This window comes from Actinomadura meridiana (assembly GCF_039537545.1).
Lineage (GTDB): Bacteria > Actinomycetota > Actinomycetes > Streptosporangiales > Streptosporangiaceae > Spirillospora > Spirillospora meridiana.
In genome coordinates this window covers 113965-128006 of sequence record NZ_BAABAS010000011.1, presented here as the reverse complement: position 1 = coordinate 128006, position 14042 = coordinate 113965, and the positions used below count along the sequence as shown (strand labels likewise).

The 14042-nt window shown below is 70.0% G+C and carries 11 protein-coding genes and 1 pseudogene; 6 read left to right on the top strand and 6 right to left on the bottom strand.

Features of this window, described 5'->3' with window-relative positions:
• Positions 1-271: 271 nt before the first annotated feature.
• The 3 genes and pseudogenes from ABD808_RS20235 to ABD808_RS38535 all read right to left on the bottom strand — a co-directional run.
• Positions 272-835, bottom strand: coding sequence for a GNAT family N-acetyltransferase (locus ABD808_RS20235; protein WP_344898921.1), 564 nt, complete (start codon positions 833-835; stop codon positions 272-274).
• Positions 832-1848, bottom strand: a complete 1017-nt coding sequence (locus ABD808_RS20230) for a hypothetical protein (protein WP_344898919.1) — start codon at positions 1846-1848, stop codon at positions 832-834. Before ABD808_RS20230 ends, ABD808_RS20235 begins: the two co-directional genes overlap by 4 nt.
• A 60-nt stretch (positions 1849-1908) precedes the next feature.
• Positions 1909-2088, bottom strand: a pseudogene (locus tag ABD808_RS38535) (helix-turn-helix domain-containing protein); the annotation flags it as partial.
• Between the two features lie 195 nt (positions 2089-2283).
• Between ABD808_RS38535 and ABD808_RS20225 the strand changes: the two are divergent.
• The 4 genes from ABD808_RS20225 to ABD808_RS20210 all read left to right on the top strand — a co-directional run bounded on the left by ABD808_RS20225 (position 2284) and on the right by ABD808_RS20210 (position 3867).
• Positions 2284-2742 carry a hypothetical protein gene (locus ABD808_RS20225; protein ID WP_344898917.1) on the top strand — a complete coding sequence of 153 codons (459 nt, stop codon included), beginning with the start codon at positions 2284-2286 and terminating at the stop codon, positions 2740-2742.
• Positions 2739-3044 (top strand): hypothetical protein, encoded by a 306-nt coding sequence (locus tag ABD808_RS20220; RefSeq protein WP_344898915.1) that lies wholly within the window; start codon positions 2739-2741, stop codon positions 3042-3044. Before ABD808_RS20225 ends, ABD808_RS20220 begins: the two co-directional genes overlap by 4 nt.
• Positions 3041-3253 (top strand): hypothetical protein, encoded by a 213-nt coding sequence (locus ABD808_RS20215; protein WP_344898913.1) that lies wholly within the window; start codon positions 3041-3043, stop codon positions 3251-3253. The genes ABD808_RS20220 and ABD808_RS20215 overlap by 4 nt, the downstream gene beginning before the upstream one ends.
• Positions 3254-3324: 71 nt before the next feature.
• Positions 3325-3867: an HAD family hydrolase gene (locus tag ABD808_RS20210; RefSeq protein ID WP_344898911.1), complete on the top strand. Its 543-nt coding sequence runs from the start codon at positions 3325-3327 to the stop codon at positions 3865-3867.
• A gap of 731 nt (positions 3868-4598) precedes the next feature.
• Here the strand turns inward: ABD808_RS20210 and ABD808_RS20205 are convergent.
• The gene (locus ABD808_RS20205) at positions 4599-5717 is read right to left on the bottom strand and encodes an alpha/beta hydrolase (RefSeq protein WP_344898909.1); all 1119 of its coding nucleotides are present in this window, start codon (positions 5715-5717) and stop codon (positions 4599-4601) included.
• Between the two features lie 303 nt (positions 5718-6020).
• Here ABD808_RS20205 and ABD808_RS20200 point away from each other — a divergent pair, with 303 nt between their 5' ends.
• Together ABD808_RS20200 and ABD808_RS20195 are read left to right on the top strand one after the other, a co-directional pair.
• On the top strand, positions 6021-8078 hold the full coding sequence (locus ABD808_RS20200) for a hypothetical protein (protein ID WP_344899007.1): 2058 nt from the start codon (positions 6021-6023) through the stop codon (positions 8076-8078).
• A gap of 169 nt (positions 8079-8247) precedes the next feature.
• Positions 8248-11175, top strand: a complete 2928-nt coding sequence (locus tag ABD808_RS20195; protein WP_344898907.1) for an ATP-binding protein — start codon at positions 8248-8250, stop codon at positions 11173-11175.
• A 47-nt stretch (positions 11176-11222) separates the two neighbouring features.
• On the opposite strand, the gene ABD808_RS20190 is transcribed toward ABD808_RS20195, so the two are convergent.
• Positions 11223-12050, bottom strand: a complete 828-nt coding sequence (locus tag ABD808_RS20190; RefSeq protein WP_344898905.1) for a hypothetical protein — start codon at positions 12048-12050, stop codon at positions 11223-11225.
• 99 nt (positions 12051-12149) lie between these two features.
• Positions 12150-13724 (bottom strand): hypothetical protein, encoded by a 1575-nt coding sequence (locus tag ABD808_RS20185; RefSeq protein WP_344898903.1) that lies wholly within the window; start codon positions 13722-13724, stop codon positions 12150-12152.
• Between the last annotated feature and the right edge of the window lie 318 nt (positions 13725-14042).

Below are 14042 nucleotides of genomic sequence, written 5' to 3'. Positions count from 1 at the left end.
CCTCGGCCACGAGGACAGGCAGCTCCAGCGCCGATACACCCAAGTCACACAGGTAATAAAGAAAGGGGGCGACTCGAAGGTCGGCCCATGGGATTCCCGCAGGGGAACGTTTCCGTCCTCTGCGCCAAGCGCCGAAAGAGGACCTGACCTGTGTCGGGGTGGCGAGATTTGAACCCACGACCTCTTGATGTCCTCCAGAAATGCGAGTGGCGCCCACTCTCCTGGTGAGGGTGGGCGCCACTCGCACGTTCGCGCTTTGCCCGCGCCGCCCCTATGGAATGGAAGAGGCGAGGGGTAGGTCGACGATCATCACGTCGAAGTGCGGTGAGTCGGGGAACGGTTGCGCCTTTGCCACCTTCTGCCAGCCCCACCGTGCGTACGCGCGCTGCGCTGACTCGTTGTCTTCGCGGACCAGGAGCGTCGCCCGCTGCTCGCCCCGGCCGCCCAGCAGAGCGTCGTGCAGGGCGTGCGCGACCCCCTTGCCCTGCTGTTCGGGGACGACCATCAACTCGTTGAAGGCGAACGTTCTTGCCCCGGTCTCGACGGTGAACCCGTCCGGGACCGGCGTCGTCAGCCCGTCCCACCAGCGGGGCTTCACCGGCAATGCGTACCCGAACGCCTGGCCCACCGGCTCGCCGTCCAGATGCGCGATGACGATCTCGAACCCGGGCGCCTTGGCGTAGCCAGGAAAGCGTTCGGCGAAGCGCTGCGCGGAGTAGAACGGCTGGTCGATCACGTCCTGATGCGACGCGACGTACACCGGCACAATCACGTCGTCGAGGATGTCCACGGCTTCGGCGGGGTCATGGCGGGTGAAGGTGAGGTCCGCGGTCATCGGTCTCCTGCTGCCAGTAGTTCACGTACTTGCCGGATCGAGGGCCGCCCGGCCTGCGCGGGAGGAGCGAGCCGCAGTGAGGTCATGGCGCTGACTTGCAGGAGCCCGTCCCCACGCTGTTCGGCCGGGAGGCGCTCCAGCACGCGCGCCATGTGACGGGTGCCCTCGTCGACGTCGCCCGCCCCGATCAGGGCCCCCGCCCTGTGCATCTCGACCTGCCCTCGGGCCTGCCAGTTACGGACCGGGAAGAGGGCGAGCGCGGCGTCCTGGGCCTCCATCGCCGACCCGACGTTCCCGGCGCAGGTGTGGACGAGGCTGGTCACATACAGCAGGCGGCCGTTGGACCAGCCCCATTGGCTGCCGTGCTCGGTCCGCACCGCATCGGGCAGCCTCTGAAACATGTCGCCCAGGTCGTCGAGGACGTCCGCGGCCTCCCTGTGGCGTCCGAGTTCGGCGAGGGCCTGAGCCTTGGCGGCATACCCGGATGCGACTCCGGCGCACGGGGTGCCTTGTCCGACAGCGATGGCCTCGTCGGCTGCTTCGATGACCGACAGGCGGGGTGTGGAGGCGTAGAGGGAAAACACCGCGCCGCGGCCTCGGACCAGGGCGGCGATGGCTTGGTCGCCGGTCTGGTCGGCGGCGCGGGCGGCGGTGCGCCACCAGCGGCGCGCGGCGCGCCCCTCGCCCAGGTTGGTCAGATTGATCGCCAAGAGCGCGGCGAGTTGGGCGGCCACGTAGATCAGGCGGGTCCGCACGGCGGTGTGGCCGGACGGCACCAGGTGCGTGAGTTCGGCGAAGTCCACCGCCAGCTCGTGCTGGAGGACGTCGGCTGGGGACCAGCCCACTTCGCGGGCGTAGTCGTGGGCGACGCGTTCCCAGGCGTCAGCGTCGCGGGCACTGGCGTTCGCGGCGGCGGCGGACTCGAAGGCGGCGCGCAACGGTTCTGCGTCACGAGCCATCGCGCCGGTGGCGGCAGTGGTGGCCATGAGGCCGAGAAGGCTACGGCGATTCACCTCCTCATTGTCGTCACCGTCGGCTGCGTCCGCTGTGAACCGGACGAGGTCCACAAGTCGGTCATCGCCGTCGAGGAGTTCGTCGAGGCGTGCGGCCATTGACTCCGAGGGGGCCTTCCCGCCATGGCGAAGCTTGGAAATGTGCGTTGGGTCGCACGGCACCTGTCTGGCCAGCGCACGTACACCTAATCCGCGCTCGGTCATGAGCCGCTGGAGTACTTCGCTGAACGACTCGGGCATTGCTTCCCCGCCGTTTCGCCCGGTGTGCACCCTTTTAGGGCGTGGACCGCTTGGGCGGTCCACGGACTACACCTTCCACGCTAACGCCGGACGCGGTCCAGTAGAGGGCGAACGGTGTCGCAGGACACGTGGAGCGACCCCGGGCGGTGTTAGCGCACCGTGCCCCCGGGGCCTGACCGGAAGCGAGGTCCGGCTGTGGAAAAGGTACCGAATTCGGCACCACCCGGTAGCACCGATCGGAACGGCGACGCCGCGACGTTCACCGATCTGTTCGACGAGTTCCCTGGTTGGACGATCAAGCGGGTTCGCCAGAACGGCAGCGGCAGCCTGCTCTGGCGCGCCGCGTGCGCGGGGGCCGCCGGTCACCTGGCGGTCGAGGTGGACTCGCTCGCCAGGCTGCGGGAGGTTCTGGACGAACTCGATCGGATCGAGTGCCGTCATGCGGCCATCGCGTTGCGGGACGAGCTGCGGGCACTCGGTGTTGACGCCCAGGCGTACGGGCTGACCGTCTCTGCGATGGCTGAAGGCGGGACGCGGCGCGGGGTGACGGCGCACCGTGGAGTGTACGGCTGGACGTCGGGCGTGCTGCTCGGAACGGTGTGCGACCCGGCGGCGACCGCGCGGGCGATGCTACCGGGGCTGGGGATGGCATGAGCACGCAACATTCCGGCGCGCGGTCAAGTCCCCGCGATCACCTTGCCGGGCTGGAGGCCCACCTTGCCGGGCGCGGCTTCGAGACGTACCTGCATGACAAGGGGCTGACGGTGATCGCGCCGACAGATCCTCTGGGGTTCCGGCTTACGACGATGATCCAGTGTCGCCCGCGCTGGGATGACGGCGGCAAGCTGTGGTTCCTCACTGACCAGGGCGCGCCGCTCGCCGAGGCCGGACGGATCATCGACACGGCCGTGGCCGTCACGGCCCTGCTGAGGCCGCTGCCGGGGGCGAGGTCATGACGGCGCGCGAGTCGTTCGAGCCGCCCAAGCCGCCGGGCCGCACCGATCTCGCGCGTGCGATGGCGGCCTACCACGTACTGATGAACTCGGTCGTCGTCCCCGAGTCGCAGTACGTCAGGGGCGCCGAGGAGCCCGAGAAGGAGCTCTACCTCAGCGGCACTATCCGCCGCACCCACGCCCGCCACCGCGAGCGGGAGGCGGGCGACTAAGACCGGAGCGGCGCCGCCGGGCCCCCGCTCACGGCGGCGCCGCTCCTTGATCCGTCAACGGCGGAGGAACCATGGACCGCCTGACACCCGACGATCAGCCCAGCACGAGCGGCGTGCAGGGACTGCCCACGCGGGTGCGATGCCGGACGATCGCGCTGGACTTCGGCGGCACGATCAGCACCGATCATGAAGACCGTGTTCTTGGCCAGAAGAGAGTGGAACAGCGGGCTGCCGCCGCGCTGCACGAGCTGTCCCGTATGGGAGTGCGTCTGCTGTTGGCCTCGAATGCGCTGGCACCAGAGACCCGTTGGCCAGCGCTTCAGGTGGCGGGCGTGCATGAGCTGTTCGCGGTGGGCCTCATCTCGTACTCGCTGAATGTGGCCAAGGACGAGCCCTTGTTCTACGACTTGGTTCTCACCGCTGCGCGGTGTCCGGCCCGGGACGTGCTGTTCGTCGGGAACAGCATCGCCGATGACGTGGCCGGACCAATGCGCGCGGGCATGCAAGCGTGCCTGGTCCGACCCGGCGGGCTGCGGCCCGGTGAGCATCTGCCAGACGGTGCGCTGCTGATCGGTCATATCGCCGAGCTGCCCCCGCTCCTGGAGGCCAGGTGAATCCCGACCAGGCGCCTAGCCACGATCACCGAAGGAGGGCATATGCGTAGGATAATCTCGGAGAACAACTCCATGCCGAACTTGAATGTGACTGGCCATGGCGAACAGGGCAGGGCTTGTGCTGCCTGCGGACGGTTGCTGGACGAACTGGGTATCACCAGGTAGATGATAAAATTCAACTCACTGCGTGCCGACTTTGTGCAGGCGCTTCACAACTCTGGCTGGCACCCCCAGAGAAATGTGGATATTGCCCCTTGGGGGGATTGACGGTTGAACCGATCGTTCAATCGGGACCGAACTTTATCAACGATGACCCTTTTCGTTTCGATCCGCTCCGGGCCGGATCTGGCCATCGGGGTATGGCCACAGAGATCGAAGAGGTTCTGGGTGGGAATTACTCTCCGATCGGTGAATGGCTCAGCTATTCGAGTGTATTCATTGAGGATGGCGGGACGGTGGTTGCCTCCGGCCTTGGCTGGATTTGGAGAATGGGTTCCAGTTTTGAAGAAGCGTTGGAGTTGGCGATTTGTTCGGCTCACCCGCTGGAATGTTTGTACTCGGACCCAGGGCTGAACCCGTGGCCAAGATAAATCCAGATCCCGCCAGTCGTCGCGGATTCTGGTGGGGAGTAAGGGGCCGGTTCGCGCGGACCGCCTGTGTCTAGACGGGTGGGATGTCGGCGCAGTGTAACGATCTTGATCAACAGGTTCGTGAGTGGCCCCTGAGGGGGTTCAGGGGGTGAGGTTTTGGGTTAGCCAGTGGAGGACTTGGGGGAGGACTTGGCGCCAGGTTTGGAAGTTGTGGCCGCCTTTTTCGAGGATTAGGGAGGATGCTTGCATGGGGGGTTTGACCAGGGAGAGGAAGTTTTGGGTCTTGTTTTTGTGGTTCTCTTCGGATCTGGTGGTGGTGACCAGGATTGAGATGGGGGGTTGGGGGCGGTTTTGGAGGCGCCAGACGAGGTCGTTTTCGTTGCGGACCTGTTGGCTGTCGCCGTAGAGGTCGCCTGTTGTGATGTCTTTGATTGCGTTGTAGTAGCCGGAGATTGAGGCTGCTTTGGAGAATGTGTCCGAGTGGCGCATGGCTAGTTTTAGGGAGCAGTAGCCGCCTGTTGAGAGGCCGACAGTCGCCCAGCCTTTGCGGGTTTCTGAGACTCGGTAGGTGGAGCGGATGGCTTCTGGGACGTCCTGGGTGAAGAAGGTCGCGGTTTGGGGGCCGCCGGGGACGTCTGTGCATTCGGTGTCGCGGCCGGGGACCATGGATGGCCTGAGCATTACGTACACCGTTGGTTGGGCGCGTCCCGCGCGTGTTTCTTCTCTTGCTGTTTGTGGGAGTCTGACCTGGGTTATGAGGTTGCGTTGGGCGCCCGGGTAGCCGCTGAAGGCCATTGCGACGGGGAAGCGGCGGCGTTCGGCGCCTCGCTGGAAGTACTGGGGTGGGAGGTAGACGTAGGCCCTGGCGTGCAGGCCGGAGCGGATGCCCCGGATGTCGACGGTGTCCAGTCTGCCGTCGTGGTCTGGGCGGGTTCCGATGGTGAGGTCGGGGTCGCGGCGGATCAGGGTGGAGGACGCCGCCGTCCCGCCGCGGCCTTGGTCCTGGACGAGGTGCACGCTCCCCACGCCGGCCGCGCCCACCAGTTCGCTCCAGGTGCCGTAGAAGCCGAAGTGCCGGTTGATCATGGTGAGCGCGGTCAGGGTGACCAGGGATTGGCAGAGGAGGAGCGCGGCCAGGCGGCTGGTGAGGCGGCGGGTGCCGGGGCCGGCGAGTCGGTCCCATTTCCAGACGGTGGTCGCCAGGACGGCGGCGACGGCCACGATCAGCAGGCAGGCGAGTGGCCGTCCGGTCAGCGACACACGGGCTCCTTGGCTCGGTCGACGTCTGCGGAACATCGGGACCTTACCGTCTCATCGCACCAAAAGTGGCCGGATGTGGTCAGGGTTGGGGCGGGGCGTGTCCGATCTTTCCCGCAGGTTGGCTCGGTGACCGAATTGGCGGACGGAGTCGGGGATCTGTGGCCCTGTTCCATTGAACGCGACGCGGGGACGCGGCAAGCTCTTTACCCTGTGCTGTGTACACCTAGGTAGGAAACCAACCCGGCCACCCCGAGGCGTTCCAATCATTCCCGCGACTCCCAGGGGTCTCTCGACGTGACGGACATGGCGAGCGGTTCCGCGATGGCGCGGCTCACACAGCCCGACCGCGTCTATGTGGGCTGGCGGTACGCGCAGGTGCACCCCGATCCGGGGCCGCCTCCGGGCCGTCCCGAGCCGCCCGAACGGACGCCCGTGCTCCCGCCCGGGCGGCGGCCGCACGAGCACATGGCGGCGCTTCCGCTGCGGATCGTGTTCGGCGGGACGCTCAGCGTCGTGGTGGTGGTTCTGCTGTGCGGTCTGCTGGGTGTGATCCCGTGGGCGTTCGCGGGGCTGGCGGTGCTGGCCTTCACCGTTGTGCTCGGGATCACGGGCGGCGCGTTGTGGCGGGACGAGTGCGGCGTCCGGCAGCGAATAGCGCAGGAGCGGGACGCGGAAGAACGCGAGTACGCGGCCCTGCGACGGCGGCGCGACGCGGCGGAGAAGGCGTACGCGGAGGCCCGGGCCGACTGGGAGCGGCGGCGGACGGCCTACGAGGCGCAGCGCGAGTGGTACCCGGTCGCCGTCCCGCCTGGTGTTGATCGGGTGGACGTCGTCGGCGGGACGCTCGCCGGATGGTCCGCGGCCGTCACGACGATGGGTGCGGCCAGGCTCGCCGTGGGGGCGCGGCTCACCGTCATCGACCTGTCGGAGGGCGCCGTCGCGCACGACCTGTTGCGGGTCGCGGCCGACCGCGGTGACGACCCGCTGGTGTGGGTGCTGCCCGCCGACCTGCCGCGCCTGGACGTCACCCGCGGCCTGAACACCGAGGCGCTCGCGGACGTGTTGTCCCTGGTCGTCGGCGCGGGCGAGGAGGAGGGCGGCACCCGCGACCTGTCGTTCGACAACTCGATCCTGGAACGGATCATCGAGGTCCTCGGCCCGGACGCGACGATCCCGCGCATCACGGCGGCGCTGCGCGTCCTCGCCCAGGTCGGCGACCCGCGCGACGACCTGCGCAAGGGCCTGCTCACCGACGACCAGCTCGAACGGATCGCGACGCTGTTCGGCCGCGACGCCACCGACCGGATCGTGGTCCGCCGCGCATGGGCACTGGAGGCACAACTCCGCAAACTGGACAAGCTCGCCACCGAACAGGTGCGGCTCCCGCCGTCCCGGCTGCACGTGGTGTCGATGGACCGGCGGGCGGGCGTCCTCACCAACCGCGTCCTCGGCACCTACGTCACGACCGCGCTGACCCACCGCATCAGGGAGGCCCCGCCCGGCGGACGCTGGGACCACACGCTCTTCCTGTGCGGCGCGGAGAAGCTGCGCGGCGACGTCCTGGACCGTCTCATCGACGCCTGCGAGGCCACCGGGACGGGCCTGGTGCTGATGTACCGGTCGATCCCCGGGCACGTCAGGGAGCGGCTCGGACGGCGCGGCCACGCCGCCGTCGGCTTCATGCGGCTCGGCAACCCGGAGGACGCCCGCGTCGCCGCCGAGCACATCGGCGCCGGGCAGCCGCTGATCGTCGCCGAGATCACCGACGCGGCGGGCGAGACGCTGCTGGACGTCGCGGCGGAGAGCTACGCCAGCACGGTCGCGTACGCGCGTCCGCGCGGCGACGGCCTCACCGACCCGGCCTGGTCGCCGCTCCCCGCGCCCGCCGCCGACGACTCGGCCCTGGTGGAGGGCATCAGCTCCGCGACGGCGTGGGGTCGCACGGTCGCGCCCCGAGACACGAACGGCAAGCAGCGGTCCCGCGAACTCATGGTGGAGCCGCCGCAACTCCAGGAACTCCCGCAGACCGCGATGGTCTTCACGCACTCCGCCACGACGGGCCGCCGCATTCTCCTCGTCGACGCCAACCCGGGCATCATCACGCTCCCTACCGCGCACTCGATGGAGTTCGAGGAGTACCTCCGCGAACAACAGACCCGCCCCGAGGCGCCCGAGGAGCCACCGTCCAAGGACGCTTCGGCCGTGGTTCCAGAGCCCGCGCCGCAGGACGTTCCAGCGCCGCGCCTCGTTCAGCCGTCCCGCGCCCGTCATGCCCTTCCGCGCGGCGCCGCGCCACGTCCCGTCCGGACGGTCCCGCCACTGCGCGCGAACGGCAAACACAAGGCCGACCCTCCCGCCTGATCGCCTTCTGTGCCGATGTGCATTGGCGTGGGAGCGGGTGTGCGGTAAGGATGCTGGGGTGACTTCGCCCCCTGGTTCGTTGCCGCCGTACCGTGCTGCGCCGCCCGTGACGCGGGACGTTCAGCCGCCCGCGTTGGCAGGGCCGTGGTATCGGATTCAGGCGATTCCGGTGCCGCAGCGGGAGGCGTCCGCCGAGTGGGATTTCGTGAGCGTGTTGCCCGCGGCGTTGTCGGCGGCACGGTCGGGGCGGTCGTTCGTCGTCGGGTGGTTGTCGGCGGGTGGCGGGGCGCCGCTTGAGCTGATCACAAACGCCGGGCCGATCGGCGGGCCCCGGGAGGGCGGCGAGGCGCAGGGGTTGTTGTTTCCGAGTGGGGCGCGGGGCGTGCCGATCGGGGACGAGTGGGTGCGGCGGGCCGAGCGGATGGTGTGGACGCGGTGTCCCGGGCGCCTTGCCCCGCAGGTCGGACGGGCGGAGGCCGGTCCAGGGCTGTTCGAGGCGACGCTCGTCACGTTGATGGAGCGGCCGTTCGGCTGGTTCGTGGTCGCCGATCCGTGTGACGAGCGGATGATCGACGTCGAGATGCGGGAGCTGCACCACGAGCTGCGGATGCTCAGGCGGGGCGAGGACGAGCAGGCGCGCCTCGCGGTCGCCCGGGCCGATCAGCGGCTCGCCGAGCTGGACGCCTTCCGCGAGGCGGGATTGTGGCAGGTCAGGGTCGTCGCGGGCGCCGCCAGGGCGGACGAGCTGGGACAGATCGCCCCGGTGCTGGTCGGGTCGATGGAACTCGGGCACCACCCGTACCGGCTGCGGTCGGGACGCGGCGGCGGCTCGTTCACCGGAATGCTGCGGCCGGAGGTCGAGGCCGGGCCCGCGCGGTCGGTCGCCGAACCGGAGCAGCGGTTTCCGTTCGTCGCGACGGCTGGTGCGCTCGCCGCGCTGGCCGGGCTTCCGCGCCGTGAGGTTCCGGGGCTGCGGGTGCTGGACGCCGGGTACTTCGACGTCACGTCCGAGACCGGCGCCGGAGACGAACGGGAGGCGCAGATCGAACTCGGCGCCATTCTGGACGGCCAGGACCGCGAGGTCGGCCGCCTCACCGTGCCCCGCTCGACGATCAACCGGCACGTGTTCGTGACGGGGTCCACCGGGGCGGGGAAGTCGCAGACCGTCCGGCATCTGCTGGAGCAGCTCACCCGCGCGGGCATCCCGTGGCTGGCGATCGAGCCCGCGAAGTCGGAGTACGCGGCGATGGCGGGACGCATCGAGGACCTCGGCGGCCCGGTCACGGTCGTGAACCCGTCCGACCAGGCATCGGTGCCGCTGTCGGTGAATCCGCTCGCGCCCGAGCCGGGGTATCCGGTGCAGGCGCACATCGACATGGTGCGGGCGCTGTTCCAGGCCGCGTTCGACGCCGAGGAGCCGTTCCCGCAGATCATGGCGCAGGCGCTTCAGCGCGTGTACGAGAACAACGGCTGGGACGTGGTGACCGGCGCGGGCGTGCCCGGCTCGCTCATCGAACCGGCCGTCCCGACGCTGGAGCAGCTCCAGAACGCCGCGCTCCAGGTCATCTCCGACGTCGGCTACGGCCGCGAACTGATGGCCGACGTGCAGGGCTTCGTCGACGTGCGGCTCCGCTCCCTGCGCATCGGTTCGGCGGGACGGTTCTTCGAGGGCGGCCACCCCGCCGACATCGGCGGCATGCTCCGCGACAACATCGTCCTCGCCATCGAGGACGTCGCCAACGACGAGGACAAGGCGTTCCTCATGGGGACGCTCATCATCCGCATCGTCGAGCACCTGCGGATGCGCGAGCGGCGCCGCGACCGCACGAGTACTTTGTGGGGGGACGACCCCCCACACCCCCCGGTACACGCTGGTGGTTCGGCGCTGCGGCACGTCATCGTGATCGAGGAGGCGCACCGCCTGCTCCGCAACCGTGGCCCGGAGCGCACCAGCTCGCACGCCGTCGAACTGTTCGCGGGGATGCTCGCCGAGATCCGCGCCTACGGCGAGGGCATCATCGTCGCCGAGCAGATCCCGACCAAGCTCGTCCCGGACGTGATCAAGAACACGGCGCTGAAGGTCGTGCACCGGCTGCCCGCGTTCGACGACCGGCACCAGGTCGGCGCGGCGATGAACCTGGACGACGACCAGTCCCGCGAGGTGGTGTCGCTGCGTCCGGGAGTCGCGGCCGTGTTCGCCGACGGGATGGACCGTCCGCTGCGTGTCCGCGTCCCACTGGGAGAAGGGCGGGAGGCGGTGCTGCCGGGCCCGCCGCCGCCCGTGGACGGACGCCGCTCCGCCGCCTGCGGATGCGAATGTCGTTCCGGACGGGCCTGCACCCTGTACGAGCTGCGGGAGGCCGACCTCGTCGCCGGGAATCCCGAATGGGCATGGCTGCGGCTGTGGGCCGACACGCTCGTTCTCGCGCATGTGGTGAACCGTCCGCTGCCCGCCGTCCCGCCGGAGCTGGCGCGCGCCTGGTCCAGGTTGGCGCCGAGGTTGCGCGAGTGCGCGCTCGCGACCGTCCTGGAACGGACGGTGTCGCGGCGGTCGTGGGCCCTGCGCACCGCCTACCCGCCCGCCGAGCTGACCGCCGCCGTCGCGGAGGTCGCCGGACGGCTTCTCGGCGGTGGCGCGCCCGGCACGGCGCCCGGCCCTACCTGGGTCATCCCGCAGGTCAGATGGCTGCACGAACTCGACCGGATCTTCCCCTACGGCGGGGACGCCCCCGACAAGCACGCGCCCGCCCCGCCGCTCGACTACCAGCTTCCCGGTCTGAAGCAGCCACCGGACGCGAAGCTCGGCCACCGCCTGCGCGCCCTGCGCCGCCACCCGTTGTCGATGGAGCTGGACCGCAATCGTCCGCTCGCCCTCACCGCCCTCTACGGCGACGACGACAACGCCGGTTTCCACGCCGACCTGCCCGTCGTCGCGATCGGCTTCGAGGAGGACGAGCAGATCGACCACGTCGCCGAGACGATGCGCGTCGACGCGTGGCTGGAACCCGTCCTGAGCTGGTTCGAACGGTTCGTCGCGCCCTTCGAGAACCCGGCCGCCGGGCTCCCCTTCCTCGGTCGCGCCGCCGACGCCGAGTGACCGACCGTTAGCCTTGGCCGCGCCTCTCCAGGTCGGAGACCTCGCCGTCAGATGTCGTCGGCGGTGCGGACCTGGAGGCCCGCCCGCTGCGCGACCGGGTTCCAGAGGCCGATGAACTCGTCCTTGGCGTCGCTGGCCCGCTGGTTGACGTCGGCGACCTCGCTGTCGGACGGGCAGCCTGGCGAGACGTCGACGTAGCGCTGGTTCGACTCGCTGGACGCCTCCAGCGCGCGGACGAGCGCGTCCCGCATCTCGGTGCCGCCGGTGATCGCGCTCACGTCCAGGGCGCGGGCCTTCTCCAGTTGCGCGCGGCGGGCGTCCAGGACGCGCGTCAGGGCGTCGGTCTCGCACCCGCCGACCACGACCGTGCCGAGTTCGGTCCGGGTCGTGGCCATCTCGGTGAGCAGCGCGTCGACCGCCCCGGCCTGCTTGTCGAGATCACCGCTCGGTGTCTCACTCCGGGTCTGCGGCGCGGACGCGGCACCGCCGCCAGCGCCGCCGTGTGCAGGGTCGGCGGACGGGTCCGACCCGCCCTTCGGCCAGAACACGATGCCGATGGCCAGCAGCAGGAGGGCGACGGTGCCCGCCGCCGCCAGGACGTAAGGCGTCTTGCTCTTCCTCGGCGGCGCGGGCGGCTGCCAGATCGCGGGCTCCGACCACGGCTCGGGCGCGAGCCGGGTCGACTCCTCATCGGACGGCGGGGGCATCGGCGGCGGATACGGGGACACCGGCTGGTAGGAGGACGGCGGCTGGTACGGAGACGGCGCCTGGTACGGGGCCGATTCGTGACCGCCGGGAGCGTTGAGGAGCGCGTTGCACCGCGTGCACCGTGGCAACGCCGGTGTCGTGTCGTATCCGCAGCCCGGACACCGCATGACGGCCCCCCCACCCCTGAGTCGACGGTGCAAAGATACTGCGCCGTCACGGGGTGAGGACGGTCCGTCCCAAGGTCGCAACCGGGTCGTGACCGGCCGTCAGACCCGCTTCCAGCTCCGCTGCGGCTGCTCGGTGTCCTTGGCGACCGGATTCCACAGGACGACGAACCGTTTCTTGGCCGCCGTCGCCCGGCGCTCGCCCGCCGCGCGTCCGGGAACCTGTGCGGCGCTCGGACGCGGCTTGCCGTGGCAGTTCTGCTGGTTCTGCTGCGCCCACTGGAGCAGAACCTGGTCGACCTGCAACGACGCCGTCAGCGCCTGCCCCAGCGACGCGCGGAGACGCTCGCCGTTCTTCCCAAGCTTGTCCATCTTGAGGTTCTTGGTGCGGTTCAGCTGGTTCTGACGGCGTTGCGCGACCGTCTGGAACCCCTGGATGGCCTGCGGCAGCGTCTTGCACTTGCCCGCCCGGCCGAGCGCCCCGGCGAGGATGCGGCGGGTGTCGACGCTGTCGTTCAGCAGGGCGTTCAGTGCCGTGGCCTGCTGCTTGGTCTCCTCGGGGATCGGGTTCTTCTGCGCGACCTGCTGGTTGGACGTCGTCGGATCGGGATCGGTGCCGCCGGACGAGTCGTCACCGGACGGCCACGCGACGAACACGATGGACCCGACAGCGATCGTGACCAGCGCGGCGACCGCGGCGAGAAGCGGCTTGTTCGGTCCACCGCGGCCCTGGTCGGGCGGCGGGTAGCCGCCGCCGAACGCGGAATCTCCGGGCCCGCCCGGCCCCATCGGCATCAGCCCGGTCGAACCCTGACCCATCGGGACCAGCCCCTGGCCCATCGGACCCTGGTCCATGGGCCCCGGACCCATCGGGCCCTGCCCCATCGGAGGTTGCGGACCCATCGGGGGCTGGTGGCCCATGGGCGGCCCGCCGAGGTGCGGAGGGGCGCCCATCCCGGCGCCGGGATCCATCCGCGTGTGGTCGGGGTCGCCGCCGAAGCCCATCGGCCCCGCGATCTGCGTCGCGTCGGCGTCCTGCACGTCGGGCTTGCGCGGCTGCGCGAACCAGGAGTCAGGGACGATCGACTCCTGACGCTCGGGCAACGGCTCCAACCCGAACGAGCTCGGCGCGGGCGACACCGGACCGGGCGCCGGAAGCGCGGGCTGAGCACCGGACCACGCGGACGCGGGCGGCGCGCTGAACCCGCCGGACGGGTCGTCCTCGTCGGGGTTGAACGTCCAGGACGCGGTGTCCTCAAGGTCGAAAGACGTCGACGGTTGCAGTGTCGGCGGCGTCGGCGGTGCCGCGGGCGGCATCGGCATCGCGGGCGGTGTCGGCGCGTCGACGGGCTCCGGAGAGAGCCGCAGCGGCTCGGGCGCCGTCTGCTGCGGCGACTGCGACTGCGACTGCGGCGGCAACGGCGGCTGCTGCGACGGTGGTTGCGGTCGTGGCGGCATGGCGAGGTCCGGCGTCACCGGCGGCGGGGTCTCGGGGGCCCAGGACGGCGCGGGCGGCGGCACGCGCATCGTCCGGTCCTCGAAGGCGTCGACGGTGCCGGTGGGCGGCGGTGGCGCCGACAGGATGGGCGCGGCCGAGTACACGTCGATCGGCGCCTCACAGTGCGAACATTTGCCGAGCGTCCCGGGCGTGTCGTTCCCGCACGTCGGACACTGCATAGCTAGACCTCGCCTAATAGCCGCTTGCCCACGCCTTGCGATCGGGCCCGCCGTCCCGGCGGGCGCTGTCCGCCGTGGGTGGCGTCCTCGCGAACCTGCTGGGCTCACGACAAAAGTAGTGGGTGACGCCGTTCTCGGGCGTGTGGATGGGAATCTGGCACACCGCAGTCGAAGGCCGCACCAAATCACGTCATCTCGGTACGGGTCAAGATTGCTCCCGCTGGTTTACCCCGCCCACCTGTGATGATGGTCACAAGCCCCTGGTCATGCCGGGGAACGCCCGCAAGCCCGGTGGGGGAGCCCGGAGCGGTGCGCGCA

What these genes read in the sequence shown, in the direction of transcription:
- ABD808_RS20235 (WP_344898921.1), bottom strand. Translation starts at nt 835, where the DNA reads ATGACCGCGGACCTCACCTTCACCCGCCATGACCCCGCCGAAGCCGTG.
- ABD808_RS20220 (WP_344898915.1), top strand. Translation starts at nt 2,739, where the DNA reads ATGAGCACGCAACATTCCGGCGCGCGGTCAAGTCCCCGCGATCACCTT.
- ABD808_RS20215 (WP_344898913.1), top strand. Translation starts at nt 3,041, where the DNA reads ATGACGGCGCGCGAGTCGTTCGAGCCGCCCAAGCCGCCGGGCCGCACC.
- ABD808_RS20210 (WP_344898911.1), top strand. Translation starts at nt 3,325, where the DNA reads ATGGACCGCCTGACACCCGACGATCAGCCCAGCACGAGCGGCGTGCAG.
- ABD808_RS20200 (WP_344899007.1), top strand. Translation starts at nt 6,021, where the DNA reads ATGGCGAGCGGTTCCGCGATGGCGCGGCTCACACAGCCCGACCGCGTC.
- ABD808_RS20190 (WP_344898905.1), bottom strand. Translation starts at nt 12,050, where the DNA reads ATGCGGTGTCCGGGCTGCGGATACGACACGACACCGGCGTTGCCACGG.
- ABD808_RS20185 (WP_344898903.1), bottom strand. Translation starts at nt 13,724, where the DNA reads ATGCAGTGTCCGACGTGCGGGAACGACACGCCCGGGACGCTCGGCAAA.